This window comes from Roseateles sp. P5_E1, from assembly GCF_054049335.1.
Genome location: NZ_JBFUMN010000379.1, coordinates 1 through 565, shown reverse-complemented (window position 1 = coordinate 565; position 565 = coordinate 1). Strand labels below are relative to the sequence as shown.

The 565-nt window shown below is 66.9% G+C and carries 1 pseudogene; it reads left to right on the top strand.

Features of this window, described 5'->3' with window-relative positions:
• Positions 1 to 39: 39 nt before the first annotated feature.
• Positions 40 to 565, top strand: a pseudogene (locus ACXJKJ_RS31630) (2-isopropylmalate synthase); the annotation flags it as partial.

Genomic DNA, 565 nt, shown 5'->3' with positions numbered 1-565 from the left:
CCCATCCGACATTGCCGTCGAGGAGACCTCCTGGTGACCATGCCCAACTCCCCCCGAATCAGAATTTTCGACACCACCCTGCGCGACGGCGAGCAATCGCCCGGCTGCAGCATGACCCCGCCGCAGAAGCTGGTGATGGCCCGTGCGCTGGCCGAGCTGGGCGTGGACATCATCGAGACCGGCTTCCCGGCCAGCTCGCAGTCCGACCGCGAAGCGATGACGCTGATCGGCCGCGAGCTGCGCCAGACCACCCTGGCGGTGCTGTCGCGCTGCCTGACCACCGATATCGAGACCTCGGCCAAGGCGCTGGAGGCGGCCGCCAACCCGCGCCTGCACCTGTTCCTGTCCACCAGTCCGTTGCATCGCGAACACAAACTGCGGATGAGCCGCGAGCAGGTGCTGGAATCGGTGCACAAGCACGTGAGCCTGGCACGGGGCTACGTGGATGACGTGGAATTCTCCGCCGAAGACGCCACGCGTACCGAAGAAGACTTCCTGATCGAGGTCGCCCGCGTGGCCGTGGCCGCCGGTGCCACCACCATCAACCTGCCCGACACCGTGGGCT